Here is a 17,235-nt window from a genome sequence, read left to right as displayed (position 1 = left end):
GTCGGCTGCGCCAAGCGCCGGCGACCGGCAGGATGGCGGGATGGCCGAGCCGCACGACCTGACCGCCTTGGAGCAGGCCGCCGCCGTCGCGCGCGGCGAGCTGTCCAGCGTCGAGTTGGTCGAGCACCACCTGCGGCGGGTGACCGCCCTCGGTGACACCGTGGGCGCGTTCGTCACCGTCACTCCGGACCTGGCCCGGGAGGCCGCCCTCGCCGCCGACGCCGCCCCCGCCGACGGGCGCGGTCCACTGCACGGCGTGCCGACCGCGATCAAGGACCTGACCCTCACCGCCGGGGTCCGTACCACCTTCGGTTCGGCGGCCTTCCTCGACTTCGTCCCACCGGTCGACGCCGACGTGGTCCGGTTCATCAAGGCCGCCGGCCTGGTGAGTCTGGGCAAGACGACCACCTCCGAGTTGGGGTGCTCGCTCTACTCGGAGGGTCGGGTCGCTCCGCCCGCCCGCAACCCGTGGCAGTTGGCGTACACCGCGGGTGGGTCCAGCGGCGGGGCCGCCGCGGCGGTGGCCGCCGGGCTGGTCCCGGTCGCCCAGGGCTCCGACGGTGGCGGCTCGCTGCGCGTCCCGGCGTCGCTCTGCGGCCTGGTCGGCTACAAGCCCAGCCGCGGCCTGGTCTCCGGCGGGCCGGTCGGCTCCGGCGCGTTCGGCCTGCCCACCAGTGGCCCGCTCGGGCGGACCGTTGCCGACGTCGCCGCGCTGCTCGACGTCATGGCCGTGCCGGTGCCCGGCGAGCCCTACCTGTCGCCGCCCGCGCCCTCCGACGGCTATCTGGCCGTGGCGAGGCGGGCCGATCCCGGCCCGCTGCGGATCGGCCGGTTCACCACGCCGATGCTCGCCGACGAGCCGGTGCACCCCGACTGCGTGGCCGCCGTGGACGCCGCCGCCGCGCTGCTCGCCGCCGCCGGGCACGAGGTGGTCGAGGTGCCGCCGCCGCTCACGCCCGCGGTGTGGCCGCTGTTCGAGATCCTCTGGTACGTGTTGGCGCTCGCCCCGGTGCCCCCGCAACGGGAAGCGGAGCTGCTGCCGTTGACCCGGCTGATGCGCGCCCGGGGTGCCGAGATCAGCGCCGGCACGCTCGCCGCCACGCTGGGAGAGTTGCAGGCGCAGGTCCGCCTCGGCGCCCGCCGCACCGCCGGGGTCGATCTGCTGCTCTGCCCCACCCTGGCGGCCCCGCAGGCACCCGTGGGCTGGTTCACCGCCGATGGTGACCCGGCGGCCGACTTCGACCGGCAACGCCGCTTCTCGCCCTACTGCGCCATCTTCAACGTCACCGGTGACCCCTCCGTCTCCCTGCCGGTGGGCAGCACCACCGACGGACTGCCCGTCGGGGTGCTGCTCACCGGCCGGTACGGTGACGACGCGCGGCTGATCGCGACCGCTGCGCAACTGGAGGACTCCAGTGACGGATGGGATCGGCACCCCGCAATCTGGCGGGCCGCCGACTCCGCTAACGTGAATGGTGACGGCGTCGGGTGGCCGGCATCATGATCGTCCATTCGACCCGGCAGTTCGAGGTCGTCCTTCTTCCGCCTGGGGGCGTTGGGATTGTCTGTTACCGAGACGTTGCTGGTCTTTGTCGGCATCCCGCTGGCCGCGGTGCTGGTCATCACCGGTCTCACCTACGCCAGCAGCCGTGGTGGTGCCACCACCGGCGGCGGTGGCGCCAAGCGCTACCGCCCGGGCCGGCCCTTCGACTTCACTCCGGTCTGGTTCCTGGGCCGCCCGGAGCAGCTGGCCGACTCGGCCGGCACCGCGCTGACGGCCGGGGCGCAGGCGCCCGCGCTGACCAGCCACAAGCTTGAGAAGGCCAGCGTCGAGGCGCCGGCCGGTGGAACCGGAGGCGCAAGTGACCGTTGGTGAGAAGCAGGCCGGGTCGGAGAATCCGCCCGAGGTGCTGGACGGGCCCTTCTCGACCCGCCAGCTGCTGCGCATCGACGAGGCGTTGCGCCTCGCCGACCAGGGCACCGGCCTGGTCTTCTCGGTCTTCGTCGGTGGTCTCGACGAGCCTGTCCGGGAGCACGCCCAGCGGCTGCACCGCCAGCTCGCCGACCCCGACAAGTCGGTGCTGATCGCGGTGTCGCCCAACCAGCGCCAGCTGGAGATCATCACCGGTCGGTACGCCCGCAAGCGCATCCCCGACACGTACGCGAAGCTGGCCGCGCTCTCCATGGCCGGCGCGTTCAGCGGGGGCGACCTGGCCGGCGGCATCATCAACGGCCTCGACCAGCTCGCCAGTCACGCCGGCAAGGGCTGAGCCCTCCCTCGTACGACGAAGCCCGGCCCGCGTCCAGTGGGCCGGGCTTCGATGTGTCAGCGGGGCGCCATTCGGATCTCGTCGGCCAGTTCGTGGTGTTCGGGACCGGCCGGTGGCGTAACGTGCCGGCTCCCGTCGATGATCTCGTAGCGGTTACCGTTCTCAGGCAGGTCGGACAGGTCCTGCTCGCGCCAGCCCCGCTCCGAGGGCTGCCACTGGTGAGTCGGCTGTGCCAACACGTCCACCTCCTTCCGCAACCATAACGACCCGGGCCGGCGTGAGCTCTCAGCCCACACCGGCCCGGGCCGTCTACTCGCTGGTCAGCTCTGCTGGGCGTCCTTCGCGCGGGCCTTCAGCGCCCGCACCACACCGTCGCGGCCCTCGGCGACCAGCCGGCGCAGCGGGCCAGGGTGCCCGTCACCGGCCAGCCACGCGTCGGTGGCCGCCACCGTGTCGTCCTCCACCAGGTAGGTCGGGTACGCCAACTGCGCGAACTCCTGCGCCGGCTCGCTGTCCCGGGTGGCCCACACCTGCGCGACGGTCGCGAAGTACCGCTCCCGGTACGGGGCGACCAACTCCACCTGCGTCGGGTGCGCGAAGCCCTGCAACAGCGCCCGGTGCCGCCAGTTGGGCAGCGCGTCCGGGCCGGTCAGCAGCGCCCACAGGGCGGCCTTGTTCTCGGCCGTCGGCACCAGCGCGTGGGCGTACGCGGCCTCCCGCTCACCGCTGGCGGTGCGGTCAGCGGCCAGTTCCGCCTCGATCTCGGTCGCACCCGCGGCACCGTTCGCCACCAGAGCGGCGAGAACCGACCAGCGCAACTCGGTGTCCACCGTCAACCCGGCCGGAATGCCCGTGCCGTCCAGCCAACCGCGCAGCGTGGCCAGGTCCTCCTCGGACCGCGCCGCCGAGGTGAACGCGCGCGCCCAGGCGATCTGGAAACCGCTGCCCGGCTCCGCGTTGGCCAGCGCGTCCCGGGCGGTCCGGGCCAGCTCGGCCCAGCCGGTCGGCGCCCAGGCCGGGTCGGCGTACACGGTGAGCGTGGTGGTCGCCTGCCGCAGGGTGGCGGTGACCAGGTTGATGTCGGTCTCGGCGGGCAGCCCACTCAACGTCAGCGCCACGTAGTCGCGGGCGGACAGCTCGGCGTCGCGGGTCATGTCCCACGCGGCCGTCCAGCACAGAGCCCGGGCCAGCGACGACTCGAAGCCGCCGATGTGCTGCACCACCGTCGCCATCGACCGCTCGTCGAGGCGCAGCTTGGTGTAGCTCAGGTCGTCGTCGTTGAGCAACAGCACGTCGGCGGCGCGCACACCGCGCAGCTCGGCGAGGTCGGTCCGCTCGCCGGTCACGTCCACCTCGTACCGCTCGCGGCGGACCAGCCGCCCGTCGGTCAGGTCGTACAGGCCCACGCCGATCCGGTGCGTCCGCAGCGTCGGGTACGCCGTCGGCGCCTCCTGCCGGACCGCCACCTGCTCGTACGTGCCGTCCGCGCCGATGGTGACCTCCGGGCGCAACGTGTTGACCTGCGCGGTCTCCAACCACTGCGCCGCGAACTTGCGCAGCTCCCGGCCGGAGGCCGCCTCCAACTCGGTGAGCAGGTCGTCGAAGGTGGCGTTGCCCCAGGCGTGCTTGCCGAAGTAGGCCCGCAACCCGGCGACGAACGGCTCCTCGCCCACGTACGCGACGAGCTGCTTGAGCACGCTCGCGCCCTTGGCGTACGTGATGCCGTCGAAGTTGACCTCGACGGCCTCCATGTCCGGCATCTCGGTGTAGACCGGGTGCGTGGAGGAGAGCTGGTCCTGCCGGTAGCCCCAGTTCTTCCGGATGGACAGGAACGTCGTCCACGCCTCGGTGAACCGGGTGGCGTTGGTGTTGCACCAGTGGCTGGCCCACTCGGCGAAGGACTCGTTGAGCCACAGGTCGTTCCACCAGCGCATGGTGACCAGGTCACCGAACCACATGTGGGCCAGCTCGTGCAGGATCGTGTTGGCCCGCTGCTCGTACTCGAAGTCGGTGACCTGCGAGCGGAACAGGTAGTGCGACTCGGCGTGCGTGACGCAGCCGAAGTTCTCCATCGCGCCGGCGTTGAAGTCGGGCACCCAGAGCTGGTCGTACTTCGGCAGCGGGTAGCGCACGTCGAACTTTTCGTGGAAGAAGTCGAAGCCCTGCTTGGTGATCAGGAACAGGTCGTCGGAGTCCAGATAGCGCGACATCGACGCCCGGCAGAACACCCCCAGGTCGATGCCGTCGTGGCTGTCCCGCACCTCGTGGTACGGCCCGGCGCACATCGCCGTGATGTAGGTGCTCATCCGGGGCGACTCGGCGAAGTGCAGCGTCTTGAGCCCCTCACCCGCCGGCTCCTCCCGCTGCACCGGCATGTTGGACACCGCCCGCCAGTGCGCCGGCACAGTGGCGTGCCAGGTGTAGACGCTCTTCAGGTCGGGCTGGTCGAAGCAGGCGAACACCCGCTGCGCGTCGGCGGTCTCGAACTGGCTGTAGAGGTACGTCTCGCCGTCCACCGGGTCGACCGTGCGGTGCAGACCCTGACCACTGTTGGAGTAACCGAAGTCGGCGTCGACCACCAGGGTGTTGTCGCTGTCCAAACCGGACAGCACCAGGCCCTTCTCGGCCGACCAGTCGGAGAGGTCGACCGGCCTGCCGTTCAGCGTCGCGGAACGCACCGAGTCGGCGGCCAGCTCGATGAATGTGCTCGCCCCCGGTTCCGAACAGCGGAAACGGACCTCGGTGACGGACCGGAAGGTGCGGCCGTCCGCCGCCAGCACGGCGCTCGACAGGTCCAGCCTGATGTCGTACCCCGTCACGTTGAGCAGGCGGGCCCGCTCGGTCGCCTCGACCTGGGTCAGGTTGCGCACTCCCGGCACTGTTCGTCTCCATCCCACATCACGCCGACGCCCGGCGGCGTCCGTCTGACCGCCACTCGTGGCGGCTGGCCCGATTCGAGTCTTCCACGTACGGGCAGCCGGCGGTGGCCGAGGTCACGCTCTCATTCGGGTGCCGGTCGATACCGTGCGGGGTGAAGATTTCGGTGAGACGCCGGACTGCCGGCGCCCCGTTGCGAAGGGACCTCACCGTGACCGATCGTGTCACCGCCGACATGTGGTTCGACCCGGCCTGCCCGTGGGCGTGGATCACGTCCCGCTGGCTGCTCGAGGTCGAGCGGGTTCGTGACGTGGACATCCGATTCCACGTGATGAGCCTGGCCGTTCTCAACGACGGCCGGGACGAGCTGCCCGAGGACTACAAGTCCTTCCTCCGCACCGCCTGGGGCCCGGTGCGGGTCTGCATCGCCGCCGAGCAGCGGTACGGCAACGACGTCCTGCGCCCGCTCTACACCGCGCTCGGCACCCGGATCCACCTCGGCAAGGAGGAGCGGGGGCACGAGCTGTACGTCGCCGCGCTGACCGACGCCGGCCTGGACCCGGCGCTGGCCGCCGCCGCCGACAGCACCGATTACGACGAGGCGCTGCGGGCCAGCCACGAGGCCGGCATGCGCCCGGTCGGACAGGACGTCGGCACCCCGGTCGTGCACGCGCCCGGCCCGGACGGCACCCCCGTCGCGTTCTTCGGCCCGGTGATCACCCCGGCTCCGAAGGGGGAGGCCGCCGGCCGGCTCTGGGACGGTGTCCTGCTGGTCGCCGCCACGCCCGGCTTCTACGAGCTCAAGCGCACCCGTGAGCAGGACCCGATCTTCGACTGAGCGCTGAAAGGAAGGGCCCCTTGTTAACGCTATGCGTTAACAAGGGGCCCTTCCTTTCAGCGCGGCGTGTTGGGGCGCCGCGTTGCCCGCCCCGTCACCGGGAGACCGCTGCACTCGTTGGCCTGCATGTCCGCCGCAGCGACCCGCAGGGCCGCACCCGGAGTTCGTGGAGGCAATCCCGATGGCCAAGCACCGTGCGTCCGGTGACGATCAGCTGACCCGGCCGGGGGTGATCGACACTCCCGGCGCGGACTACTGGTCCGTTGACGACTCTCGCTGGCCGGCGGTCCGTCCGGACCTGCCCGCCCACCTGGTCGAATTGCTCGCGCCGCCCATCGTGGTGGGCGTGGCCCGGGTGCCGGTGACGTCCCGGCTCACACCGCCCGCGCCGGCCAACCCGCTGCCCTCGGCCGCCGACTCCGGGTCGACGGGTCTGCCGACGCTGGCGGCGCCGGCGGAACCCGCGCCCCCACCGCCGGCGCCGGCCGCCCCGCGCCCGGTGCCGACGCCGCCACTGAACCCCCGGCCCGTCCCGTCGCCGCCCCCGGACCGTCCCGTGCCCGGGCCGCCCGCGTCGCCTCGCCGCAGCGTGAACACAGGACCGGTCGGGACCGTCCGACGGGGCAACGGCGGGCCGGTGAGCGCGGGTCGGCACCGCCGGAGCGTGTCCGACCGCGCGGGTTGACCGCCGCGCCGGGCCTGGCGCTTTCATCTGGTGGACGCCCTGCGGGTCCCCGTCGGCGGCAACACCGTCGCCGGTAGCGTCACGGGTATGACGGTCGTGCATCCGATCACCCGGGCGTGGGTCACCACTGGTGGCACCGGCGCGCAGAACTACGACGAGTTCGCCGACGACGCGGAGATCACCGCGATCATCGAGGCGAACCCGCACAGTGCCCTCGGCATCGAGATGCCGCACCGTGCCCCGCAGAGCCTGGGCACGTCGTTCCTCGACGCGCTGCCGAACGCGGTCTCCCGCCTCGCCGAGGCCAAGGCGGACGGCAGTTACACCCCCGCCGAGCAGGTGGTGGTGCTCTACCGGATCACCGCGGCCGGCGAGGAGCCCGCGTTCGGGCTGTTCGCGATGGTGGACACCGACCAGATCTCCACCCGGGCCGACGAGCCGGGCCTGGTCATCCGCAACGAGGACGTGTTCATCGCCAAGGTGCGCGAGCGGGTGGCGCTGGCCGAGGCGCTGGGTCACCTGCTCTCACCCGTACTCCTGCTGCAGACCGGGCGTGGCGACGAGCTGCACGCCGCCCTCGCGACGGCGACCGAGACGGCTGGCGCGCCCGCCGCGACGGACACCGATCAGGCGGGGCGCACGCACGCGATCTGGTTGCTCGGCCCCGGCCCGGAGCAGACCGCGCTGATCGACCTCGCCGGCGGCGGGGAACTGGTCGTCGCGGACGGCAACCACCGCAGCCTGGCCGCCCAGACCGGCGGGCTGTCCCGCTTCCTGGCCGTGGTCACCACCCCCGCGTCGGTGGCCATCCAGCCATACAACCGGCTGGTCAGCGAGCTGACCACGACGCCAGCCGAGCTGCTCGACCGGCTGCGGGCCGCCGGTGCCGAGGTCGAGCCGATCGACGGCCCGGTCGAGGTCCCGGCGGGCGGCGGCACCGTGCACCTCCGCCTCGACGGCCAGGGGTACGCGGTGCGCCTGCCGGCCACGGCCTCCGCCCGGCTGGAGAACCTGGACCACGCTCTGGTCGAGCGGTTGCTGCTGCGCGACGCGCTCGGTCTGGACCCGGGCGACAAGCGGATCACCTACGTCGGTGGTGACTACCCGGCGAGCTGGCTCACCGGTGAGGTCGACGCTGGCCGGGCCGAGCTGGCCATCCTGATCGCGCCGGTGACCGTCGAGGATTTCGTCGCGGTGAACCTGGCCCGGGAGAAGATGCCCCGGAAGAGCACCTGGTTCACCCCGAAGGCGCGCGGCGGTCTGGTGGTCGCCGAGCTGCCGCGCTGAACGGTCCACCGCACGACCGTGTGACGAACCCGGCTCTCCGACGCCGCCCCCGCGACGTCGGAGAGCGCGGCCTGACAGACTGCCCGGTATGCGCGTCTACCTGGGATCCGATCACGCCGGTTTCGAGTTGAAGGTGCACCTGGCCAATCACCTGGCCAAGCAGGGGTACGACGTGATCGACGTCGGCCCGCACGCCTACGACCCGGACGACGACTATCCGACGTTCTGCCTGCACGCCGGCACCCAGGTGGTGGCCGACGGGGCGGGTCTCGGCGTGGTCATCGGCGGGTCCGGCAATGGTGAGCAGATCGCCGCGAACAAGGTCGCCGGGGTCCGGGCCGCGCTGGCCTGGAGCGTGGAGACCGCCCAGCTGGCCCGCCAGCACAACGACGCCAACGTGGTCGCGGTCGGCGCCCGGCAGCACACGTTGGACGAGGCCACCGGCATCGTCGAGGCGTTCCTGAACACGCCGTTCTCCGGCAACGAGCGGCACGCCCGTCGGATCGCCCAGGTGGCCGAGTACGAGCAGACCCGGCAGTTGCCCGACCTGCCCTGAGCCAGGCGGTCAGCGCGGCGAGCGGGGTAGCTCCTCGCGGGGCACCCAGTTGCGTCGGACGACCACCACCCGGGCCTCCGCCTCGGCCAGGTCGGCCTCGGTCGGCCGGGCCGCGTCCCGGGCTCGCAGCGCGGCGCTCAGCCCCACCTGGGACGAGCCGGAACCGACCAGCCCGCGTAGCCCCCGCTCGCCGTCGCGCTCGTCGCCGCCCGGGCCTCGGCGGCGTGGCGGTGGGTCGTCCCCGTCGTGCACACCGGCGGTGCTGACCGTCGGGGTGTCGGCACCGCGTCCGGCCGGTTCGGAGTCGGGGTGGTGGCGTAGCCGTCGCCGTCGTCGGTCGGGGTCACCCATCAGCCGACCGTACCCTGCCCGGGGTGGGATCCGGCACCGTCGCGCGATCTCGGGCCCCGGCCGGGGTCGGCGACCGATTTGCCGGCTGACTACCCTCGAATCAGGCGGTGCTGTTGCCGTCGGTCAGGGGGAGGACGAGATGGCAGACCAGACGCAGCCGTGGGCGGAGCGGACCGTGGAGGTGCCGCCGCAGGCCGGCGTCGGGGTGCCGCCGCAGCGGGACGGGTTCCGCCGGGGCGTCGCTCCGGTGGGTGAACCGCGCACCCCGCGGACCGAGTCGTTCCCGGTGGTCGAGCAGGAGCCGACCGGCACCGGGTGGCCCGGAGGGCCGGTTCCGCGCCGGTCGCTGGGCTCGCGGATGGCGCAGTTGCGTCGCGGCGGTGAGTGGAGTGCGGCGGCCGGGCTCTTCGCGTTCGTCTGCTGGGGGATCTGGGCGCTCTCCGGCCAGGGGGACCTGAGTGGCCCGCTGCTGGTGTTGGTGCTCAGCCTGCTGGTGGCGGTCGGTCTGTTCGCCCTGTCCCGGCTGGTCGGTCGAGTGGTGCTGGAGCGGCAGTTGGGGCGGGTCCGGCGCAGCGCCCGAGGCGCGCACCTGGCGACGGCGGTGTTCCTCGCCGGCCTCGGCGTGGCCTGGCTTCAGCAGACCGAGTGGGTCGTGTCCGCCTGGAACTGGATCTCCTCGAACTGACACCGGCCGCGCACGGGCGGGTCGGCTCGGGGCCGCCCGCCCGTACGCCCGGTCGCGGCACGCCGCGACACCGGTCGTCTCCCCACCAGGCAAGGCCGCTGCTTACCCGGCCGGCCACGGTTCATCCGTGGCCGGCCGGTCCGTCTGGTACCCCGTTCGGGGTGGCCGGGTGCGTCGGTACGGCGGTCGGTGGCTGCCGCCGTGCCCTCGGTGTGCGAGACCACGGCCAGCGTGCCGGGTTCGATTGCCAGGTTGCATCTGTCATTGCCGACCCCGAAATCCTGGGGCGAAATTCGACGGCGAAAGGTCTCGGCCACGGCCCGACCATTTCCGTCGTTCCCGCTGCTCGTCATGATTCGAACAATGTCCCGGATGTTGCCACCTCTCGCACCTGGGAGAGGCAGCAAATATCCCCACATGGTGGGCGGATCTTGGGGTGGATATTCGATGCGGCGGCCTGGTTGCCGCGTTTACTGGCGTTGCGGTAACGGCGGCTGAACGCCTGTCGTCCTGCGGGTATCCGCAGCGTGTCGCTTGTTCGTCGGGACAGTGCGGCACGGCCGCGCCGGTCAAGTGAAGAAAAACAGAATTCGCAGATACAGTTCGTGGTTCACGATTTAGGCGACGTTCACGCTCGACAAGCCTCATTCCCTCTACCCTTTGGCGCGACGTTCGATCGCTAACGGAAGAGGTTTCGTGAGTCAGGCAATCGACGGTCGCCGCATCGCGCTGGACAACGTTGTTCCCGGGGAGATGTGGGCGGCCATCGCCGAACGGGCGGGACGTGTTCCCGCAGCCGTCGCACTGGTGGAGCAGTCCGCCGAAGTGACGTACGCGGCACTGGTGGAACAGGTCGAGGCCCTGGCGGTCGAGCTCGTCACCGCCGGTGTCGGTGTCGGAGACCTGGTCGGAATCCGGCTGCCCCGAGGCCGTCAGGCGATCATCGCGATCCTCGCGGCCCTCCGGGCCGGAGCGGGCTACGTGCCGCTGGACCCCGCGTACCCGGCGGACCGGATCCGGCTGATGCTCTCCGACGCCCGCCCCCGCGTGGTGATCGACGAGAACGGGGTGTCGTCGTCACCTGACGCCCGGCGATCGGCCTCGGACACCGCGTACGTCATCTTCACGTCCGGATCCACCGGCCGCCCCAAGGGCGTCATGGTGCCGCGCAGAGCCCTGGACAGCTTCTGCCGCGCCGCGGTCGGCCGGTACGAGCTGACCGAGGCCGACCGGATGTTGCAGTTCGCCTCGCTCAGCTTCGACGCCAGCATCGAGGAGCTGTTCCCGCCGCTGGTCAGCGGGGCCACTGTGGTGATCCGCGACGAGGACATGATCAGCCGGCCGGACCTCTTCCTCGACCGGTGTGCCGCCCTCGGCGTCACCGTCCTCGACCTGCCGACCGCGTACTGGCACGAGTTGGTGGGCGCCCTGGTGCGGGGCGAGGTGACCCTGCCCGCGACGGTCCGACTGGTGATCATCGGGGGCGAGGCCGCGCGTGCGGACCTTATCCGTGGTTGGCAGGAGGTGGTCGGCACCTCGGTGCGGCTGCTCAACACCTACGGGCCGACCGAGACCACAGTGGTCGCCACGGTCGCCGACCTGACCACGTGGACCGGTGGGGCCGTGCCGATCGGGCACCCGCTGCCGGGGGTCACCTGCCGCATCGTCGACGACTCCGGAGCGGAGGCCGAGGTCGGGGAGTTGCTGATCGGCGGCGCGGGCGTGGCGACCGGCTATCTGCACCAGCCGGCCCTCACCGCCGAGCGGTTCCGTCCCGGGCCAGACGGCCAACCCGAGTACCGCAGCGGCGACCGGGTCCGACGCGGGGCCGACGGCGGTTTCGAGTTCCTCGGCCGGGCCGACGACCAGGTGAAGGTCCGCGGCTTCCGGATCGAGTTGGGTGAGATCGAGACCGCGTTGCGCGACGTCGAGCACGTCAGCGACGCGGTCGTCGTCGTGCAGGACCGTGACGGGCAGCAACGCCTGGTGGGCCACGTGGTCGCGGCACCGGGCGTCGACCTCGCCGCAGTGCGCGCCAGTCTCGCCGACCGGCTGCCCGCCTACCTGGTCCCCGCTGTGCTGACCCGACACGACACCTTCCCGATCGGCCCCCAGGGCAAGATCGACCGGCGGGCGTTGGCAACCACCACCGACGAGCCGCCGGTCACCGACTGGTCGGGGCTGACCCCCGCGCAGGCCGAGGTCGCCGCCCTGTGGCGCACCCTGCTCGGGGTGGGGGAGGTACGCCCCGACGACGACTTCCTCGCCCTCGGCGGCAGCTCGCTCGCCGCCATCCGGCTGATCGGCGCCCTCCGCCAGCGCCACGGGGTGAACCTCACTCTGAGCGAGCTGTACGCCGCTCCGGCGCTCGCCGCACTCGCGGCGCGGCTCGGCACCGGGCCCGGCGTCGACGAGATGCCGGCCGACGGCGTACCCGCCGGCGTCCCGCTCGCCCTGAGCCCGCTGCAACGTGACTTCTGGGTGGCCGAACGCGTCTGCGCCGAGCTGCCCGCGCACACCCTCGGTGCCCGCTTCCGGTGGGACGGCCGGATCGACGTCGACGCCCTGACCCGTGGCCTGCGTGAGTTGACCCGGCGGCACCCGTTGCTGCGCGCCCGGTTCCCCGACGACGGTGCCGAGCCGCGCCTGGTCATCGACGACGACGCGGTGATCCCGCTGACCGAGGCACCGCGCTCCGATCTGGCCGTGGAGAAGTTCGACCTGGCCAACGGCCCGCTGGCCCGCGCCGTTCTGGTCCGCACCGACGGCGACGACGAACTGGTCCTGTTCGTGCACCACCTCGTGTACGACGGCTGGTCGAGCACCGTCGTCGGCACCGAACTGGCCGCGCTCTACCAGGCGGCGCTGCGCCGACCGGACACCGACGACCTCAGCGCCGCAGCAGGACTGCCCCGGGCCCCCGCCGTACCCGATCTGGCCGCCCGTTACGCCACCGCGAAGGCCGACGCGACGCTGACGGCGTACTGGCGGAGTCGTTTCGCCGACGCCGACCTGGACCTGGAGGTGCCAGCGGACCGGCCACGTCCGGTGGTCCGGTCCTTCGCCTCCGCGCGCATCAGCCGCCGACTCGACCCGGCGCTGCTGCGCCGGGTGACGGAGTGCGGCCAGGCGCACCAGGCCAGCCTGTTCATGGTGGTGCTGGCCGGGTTGCAGGCGGTGCTGCACCGCTACACCGGGCGGGACGACATCACGATCCTGTCGCCGGTGGCCGGCCGCACCAGCCCGGACCTGGAGGACGTGGTCGGGCCACTGCTGAACATCCTCCCGCTGCGCGGTGACGTCGCTGGCGAACCGTCCTTCGCGGAACTGCTTGCAAGGGTCCGGCGCACCGTCCTCGACGACCTGGACCACCAGGGTCTCGCCCTGCCCGACCTGATCGACGCGCTGAGGCGGCCCGGCAGCGGCAACCGCAACCGGCTCAGCCCGGTGATGCTGACCGTGCACAACACACCGGAGATCGACCACCCGGGCGTGCGGTACGTGGGGGAGGTGCCGCCGGCGGCGACCCTGGTCGACCTCGGCATCAGCCTGGACTTCCCGGACGGCGGCCCGGTGCTGAACGTCGACTACGCCACCGAACTCTTCGACCGGGCGCGCGTCGAGGCGCTGGTCGGCCACCTGCTCACCCTGCTCGACGCCGCGGTCAGCGCACCACGGCAGACGGTGGGCCGGCTCGCTCTCCTCACCGTCGAGGAGCAGCAGCGGATCGTGCACGGGTGGAACGACAGCGTGATCGCCGTGCCCGACGCGACCGCAGTGCACCAGCTCTTCGAACGTCGGGTAGCGGCGACCCCGGACGCGCCCGCGCTGACGTTCCGGGACACCACGGTCAGCTACCGCGAGCTCAACGGTCGCGCGAACCGGTTGGCCCGCCGGCTGCGCGACGAGGGCGTGGGACCTGGTGACCGGGTGGCCATCTGCCTCGACCGTGGCATCGACCTGTTCGTCGCCATGTGGGCGGTGCTCAAGGCCGGCGGAGCGTACGTCCCGCTGGACCCGGCGTACCCGCCGGAACGGCTCGACTACATGCGCCGGGACAGCCGGGCGGCGGTGTTCGTCGACGACGACTACCTGCGGGGCCCGCTCCCGTCGGAGCAGGACGACCTGCCACTGGTCAACGCCAGCACCGACCCGGCGTACGTCATCTACACCTCCGGGTCGTCCGGGAAGGCCAAGGGCGTCGTCGTCAACCACGGCAACCTGGTGCACGCCGCACGGATGTGGCAGCACGCCTACCACCTGGAACCCGGTTGGACCTACCAGCAGGCGGCCAGCTTCTCGTTCGACATGTTCGTCGGTGAGACGCTGCGGGCGCTGTGCACCGGGGGTCGACTGGTCGTCGTACCCCGGGAGACCCTCCTCGACCCCGCCGACCTGTACGCGTTGATGCGCGCCGAGCAGGTCCAGTGCACCGAACTGGTTCCGGCGGTGCTGCGCAACCTGCTCGCGTACGCCGACCAGACCGGCCAGAGCCTCGATTTCGTGCGCCTGCTCGTCGGCGGCGGCGAGAAGTGGCACGTGCGGGAGTACGAGCTGGCCCGCCGGCTCGTCGGGCCGGGCAACCGGGTGGTGAACGCCTACGGCGTCACCGAGGTCACCGTGGACAACGTCTACTTCGACGGCCCGGTCGACCACCTCGCCGACGAGGCGCCGCTGCCGATCGGCCGGCCGTTCCCGAACAACCGGGTGTACGTGCTGGACGCGTACCGCCAGCCGGTGCCTCCGGGGGTGGTGGGCGAGTTGTACCTCGGCGGTCTGGGCGTGGCGCCCGGTTACCACGACCGTCCCGAGCTGACGACCGACCGTTTCGTGCCCGACCCGTACGCGCCGGAGCCGGACGCCCGGATGTACCGGACCGGCGACTCGGCGCGCTACCACCTCGGCGGGGACGTCGACTTCCTCGGTCGCCTCGACGACCAGGTGAAGGTGAACGGCTACCGGGTGGAGCTGGGCGAGGTCGAGGCGGCTCTCGGTGCACTGCCGAACGTCGTCGCGTGCGCCGTCGCGGTGCACCCACTGCCCTCCGGCGTCGCCCAGCTCGTCGGCTACGTCGTGCCGGGCGGGGACGAGCCGGTGGACGAGGTGTCGATCCGCGACGCGCTCGCCAAGACGTTGCCCGTGCACATGGTCCCGGCCCGGCTGGTGAGCCTGCCGGCACTGCCGCTCACCCCGAACGGGAAGCTCGACCGGCGCCGGTTGCCCGCACCCGCTCACGCGACCGGCGACGCCGCCGGCACGGCCGCGCGAACGCCGCTGGAGCGGCAGATCGCGGGCGTGTGGTCCGAGGTGCTCGGCATCGACGAGATCAGCATCGACGACAGCTTCTTCGCCCTCGGTGGTGACTCGTTCGCCGCCCTGCGGGTCATCCGGCGCATCGAGCCCGCCCCGGCCCTGCTCGACATCTACCAGCACCCGACCGTGCGTCGACTCGCCGCCGCGCTCGGCGAGCGCGACCCGGACTCCCTCGACGAGCGCCGGATGCTGCACCGGCTGACCGCGTCGGACGCCGACCTGGCAAGCGGCGGCGTCACTGTCGTCGCCGTGCCCTATTCCGGGGGCAGCGCGATCGCCTACCAGCCACTCGCCGCCGCCCTCCCCTCGAACTGGGCGTTGCAGGCGGTGGAACTGCCCGGCCACGACCACTCCCGACCCGACGAGGAGTTGCTGTCGGCGCGGGCCGTCGCGGATCTGGTCCTGGCCGAGCTGCGGGACATCGACGGGCCGATCCTGCTGTACGGCCACTGCCTCGGCGTCGCGGCGACCGTCGAGATCGCGCGGCGAGCGGAGGAGGCCGGCGTGCCACTGGCCGGCGTGGCGCTGGGCGCGGGTTTCCCCACGGCCCGACTTCCCGGCCGCTTCTTCGACTGGTTCTACCGCCTGGTGCCCACCGACCGGTTCACCTCCGACCGGGAGTACCTCGCGTACCTGCGCGGTCGGGGTGGTTTCACCGACGTGGACGACCCGGCCCAGGAGGCATTCGTCCTGCGTAACGTCCGCCACGACGCCCGCGACGCCGAGGAGTACTTCACGGCGGCGTACCAGCGTCAGGCCGAGCGGCTGCGGACACCGGTGCTGGCCGTCGTCGGTGCGCGCGACCGGGTGACCGAGCACTACCAGGAACGTCACCAGGAGTGGGGACACTTCGCCGACGAGGTGGGCCTGGCGGTCCTGCCCAAGGCCGGGCACTTCTTCGTCAAGAGTCACGCCGAACCACTCGCGCAGGCACTGGTGTCGTTCGTCGAGCCCGCACCGTCGGCGGACGAGAACGCGCCGGCCGCGCCGCCCGCCCCGCCGCGCAGGCAGGGGCCCGAGCCCAGCCTGTCCCGGTTCGCGCTTGTCGCACTGGGCCAGCTGGTATCCATGGTCGGCAGCGGGCTGAGTGCACTCGTCCTCAGTATCTGGGTCTTCCAGCGGACCGGGTCGATCACCGACTTCGCGGTGGTGAACGCGGTCGGCCTGCTGCCCGGCATCCTCGTCGGACCACTCGCCGGTGCCGTCGCCGACAGATGGAACCGGCGCACCGTCATGCTGGCCAGCGACGGCGCTTCGGCGGCGGCGATGGCGGCCCTCGCCGTGGTCGTGTTCTCCGGTGGCGGCCTCCAGCTCTGGCACGTCTACCTCGCGGTATCGGTGACATCACTGGCCGGGGCCTTCCAACGGCCCGCCTACCTCGCCGCGGTCGCCCAGCTCGTTCCGAAGCGGTACCTGGGGCACGCCAACGGCATCAGCCAGCTCGGGGTCAGCGTCGGCCTGGTCTTCGCTCCCATGCTCGGCGCGGGGCTGGTCGGGTTGATCGGTGTGCCGGGCGTGATCGCGATCGACGTCGTCTCCTTCGCCATCGGCGTGCTGACCCTGCTGGCGGTCCGGTTCCCGGATCTGATGTTCCACCGCCGGGAGGAGACCTTCCGCACCGAGATCACCGCGGGCTGGCGGTACATCACCCGGCGACCAGGGCTGCGCGCCGCGTTGCGCTTCTTCGTCATCGACCACGCGTTCTACACCCTCGGCTTCGCCGTGATCACACCGATGCTGCTGATCGAGCAGAGCCCGGCCGTACTCGGCCTCGCCCTGGGGGCCGGCGGTCTCGGCGGGCTGGTGGGCAGTCTGACCATGGGCCTCTGGGGCGGCACCGCCCGCCGGGCCAACGGTCTGATCATCTTCATGGGCGTCGGCAGCCTCGCCATGGCCGTCGTCGGCCTCGGTAACGCGCCGGTCCTCGTCGTGGCGGGGATGTTCCTGGTGACCTTCGGTGAATCCCTCGCCGAGGGCCACTGGATCGCCCTCGTGCAGACGAAGGTCGGTTTCGAACTCCAGGGCCGGGTCCTGTCGATCTTCATCACGGTGATGATGCTGACGATGCCGGTCGGCTACCTGATCGTCGGCCCGCTCGCCGAACGCTACGTCCAACCCCTGCTCGAACCCGGCGGCGCCCTCGCCGGTTCGGTCGGCCACCTGCTCGGCACCGGCCCCGGACGCGGCCTCGCCCTGCTCGTCGTCGTCAGCGGCCTGCTGCAACTGGCCTGGGCCGTACGCGGGTGGTTCACCCCGCGCCTGCGCCTGCTCGAAGACCACCTGCCCGACGCCCTGCCGCCCGCCGAGATCGGGTCCCGCGACGAACTCCAACGCGAAGCAGACGCCCTGCTCGCGCTCACCCGATAAGGAAGC

Annotated in this window: 12 protein-coding genes; 9 read left to right on the top strand and 3 right to left on the bottom strand. The window is 72.0% G+C overall.

What is annotated here, in order from left to right; translation table 11 throughout:
* The first annotated feature begins 40 nt into the window (after window positions 1-40).
* The 3 genes from O7614_RS27245 to O7614_RS27235 all read left to right on the top strand — a co-directional run bounded on the left by O7614_RS27245 (window position 41) and on the right by O7614_RS27235 (window position 2,270).
* Window positions 41-1,504, top strand: coding sequence for an amidase (locus O7614_RS27245; protein ID WP_278141271.1), 1,464 nt, complete (start codon window positions 41-43; stop codon window positions 1,502-1,504).
* A 75-nt stretch (window positions 1,505-1,579) separates the two neighbouring features.
* Window positions 1,580-1,876 carry a hypothetical protein gene (locus tag O7614_RS27240; protein WP_278142390.1) on the top strand — a complete coding sequence of 99 codons (297 nt, stop codon included), beginning with the start codon at window positions 1,580-1,582 and terminating at the stop codon, window positions 1,874-1,876.
* Window positions 1,863-2,270: a DUF5130 family protein gene (locus O7614_RS27235; protein WP_278141270.1), complete on the top strand. Its 408-nt coding sequence runs from the start codon at window positions 1,863-1,865 to the stop codon at window positions 2,268-2,270. The genes O7614_RS27240 and O7614_RS27235 overlap by 14 nt, the downstream gene beginning before the upstream one ends.
* Before the next feature lie 56 nt (window positions 2,271-2,326).
* On the opposite strand, the gene O7614_RS27230 is transcribed toward O7614_RS27235, so the two are convergent.
* On the bottom strand, window positions 2,327-2,509 hold the full coding sequence (locus O7614_RS27230) for a hypothetical protein (RefSeq protein WP_278141269.1): 183 nt from the start codon (window positions 2,507-2,509) through the stop codon (window positions 2,327-2,329).
* Between the two features lie 81 nt (window positions 2,510-2,590).
* Window positions 2,591-5,140 carry an aminopeptidase N gene (gene pepN / locus O7614_RS27225; RefSeq protein ID WP_278141268.1) on the bottom strand — a complete coding sequence of 850 codons (2,550 nt, stop codon included), beginning with the start codon at window positions 5,138-5,140 and terminating at the stop codon, window positions 2,591-2,593.
* Window positions 5,141-5,358: 218 nt separating this feature from the next.
* Here pepN and O7614_RS27220 point away from each other — a divergent pair, with 218 nt between their 5' ends.
* The 4 genes from O7614_RS27220 (at window position 5,359) to O7614_RS27205 (ending at window position 8,513) form a co-directional block, all read left to right on the top strand.
* Window positions 5,359-5,985, top strand: a complete 627-nt coding sequence (locus O7614_RS27220; RefSeq protein ID WP_278141267.1) for a disulfide bond formation protein DsbA — start codon at window positions 5,359-5,361, stop codon at window positions 5,983-5,985.
* 181 nt (window positions 5,986-6,166) lie between these two features.
* A complete protein-coding gene (locus O7614_RS27215) occupies window positions 6,167-6,670 on the top strand; it encodes a hypothetical protein (RefSeq protein WP_278141266.1) in 504 nt (167 codons plus the stop codon).
* 87 nt (window positions 6,671-6,757) lie between these two features.
* Window positions 6,758-7,957 (top strand): DUF1015 family protein, encoded by a 1,200-nt coding sequence (locus O7614_RS27210; protein ID WP_278141265.1) that lies wholly within the window; start codon window positions 6,758-6,760, stop codon window positions 7,955-7,957.
* A gap of 88 nt (window positions 7,958-8,045) precedes the next feature.
* Entirely contained in the window at window positions 8,046-8,513 is a 468-nt protein-coding gene (locus O7614_RS27205; RefSeq protein WP_278141264.1) for a ribose-5-phosphate isomerase, read from the top strand.
* Between the two features lie 9 nt (window positions 8,514-8,522).
* Here O7614_RS27205 and O7614_RS27200 read toward each other — a convergent pair whose 3' ends face one another.
* The gene (locus O7614_RS27200) at window positions 8,523-8,864 is read right to left on the bottom strand and encodes a hypothetical protein (RefSeq protein WP_278141263.1); all 342 of its coding nucleotides are present in this window, start codon (window positions 8,862-8,864) and stop codon (window positions 8,523-8,525) included.
* A gap of 139 nt (window positions 8,865-9,003) precedes the next feature.
* Here O7614_RS27200 and O7614_RS27195 point away from each other — a divergent pair, with 139 nt between their 5' ends.
* Complete coding sequence (locus O7614_RS27195; RefSeq protein WP_278141262.1) at window positions 9,004-9,549, top strand: hypothetical protein; 546 nt, start codon at window positions 9,004-9,006, stop codon at window positions 9,547-9,549.
* Window positions 9,550-10,245: 696 nt separating this feature from the next.
* Window positions 10,246-17,229 (top strand): non-ribosomal peptide synthetase/MFS transporter, encoded by a 6,984-nt coding sequence (locus tag O7614_RS27190; RefSeq protein ID WP_278141261.1) that lies wholly within the window; start codon window positions 10,246-10,248, stop codon window positions 17,227-17,229.
* The last annotated feature ends 6 nt before the right edge of the window (window positions 17,230-17,235 follow it).

This window comes from Micromonospora sp. WMMD961 (genome assembly GCF_029626145.1).
In the GTDB taxonomy this organism is placed as follows: Bacteria; Actinomycetota; Actinomycetes; order Mycobacteriales; family Micromonosporaceae; genus Micromonospora.
The sequence above is the reverse complement of the archived record's forward strand: the minus strand, read 5'-3'. Positions and strand labels throughout refer to the sequence as shown.

Coding starts and splice junctions, on each gene's coding strand:
- O7614_RS27245 (WP_278141271.1), top strand. CDS start 41: ATGGCCGAGCCGCACGACCTGACCGCCTTGGAGCAGGCCGCCGCCGTC.
- O7614_RS27195 (WP_278141262.1), top strand. CDS start 9,004: ATGGCAGACCAGACGCAGCCGTGGGCGGAGCGGACCGTGGAGGTGCCG.
- O7614_RS27205 (WP_278141264.1), top strand. CDS start 8,046: ATGCGCGTCTACCTGGGATCCGATCACGCCGGTTTCGAGTTGAAGGTG.
- O7614_RS27215 (WP_278141266.1), top strand. CDS start 6,167: ATGGCCAAGCACCGTGCGTCCGGTGACGATCAGCTGACCCGGCCGGGG.
- O7614_RS27200 (WP_278141263.1), bottom strand. CDS start 8,864: ATGGGTGACCCCGACCGACGACGGCGACGGCTACGCCACCACCCCGAC.
- O7614_RS27210 (WP_278141265.1), top strand. CDS start 6,758: ATGACGGTCGTGCATCCGATCACCCGGGCGTGGGTCACCACTGGTGGC.